Raw genomic sequence first — 251 nt, 5'->3', positions numbered from 1 at the left:
CTACACTCCAGTGCAACGGAGAGTTAGCGCAGGAGTGCTTCGATGTCTCCCCGATTCGGTTCCAGACAGCGTGGTGCAATAGGCTTGATGGCGGCAGGCACCTTGGCCTTGGCTCTGGTGTTCACGTTGCTGGCGGTCGACAGCGGGCGCTTGTATCTGGAAAAGCGCAAGCTGCAATCCGTCGCCGACACCTCGGCGTTGGAAGCCGCTGGTCTGGGTGGCCAGTGCGGTACCAACACCACCGCGAACGC

Annotated in this window: 1 protein-coding gene; it reads left to right on the top strand. The window is 61.8% G+C overall.

The annotated features are described in order from the left end of the window. Positions 1–42: 42 nt before the first annotated feature. A partial coding sequence (locus tag FG152_RS27195) for a pilus assembly protein TadG-related protein (RefSeq protein ID WP_498989486.1) occupies positions 43–251 on the top strand: 209 nt, incomplete at its 3' end.

The organism is Ochrobactrum sp. XJ1, from assembly GCF_024701725.1.
In the GTDB taxonomy this organism is placed as follows: Bacteria; Pseudomonadota; Alphaproteobacteria; order Rhizobiales; family Rhizobiaceae; genus Brucella; species Brucella anthropi.
This window is presented reverse-complemented; position numbering and strand designations above follow the sequence as displayed.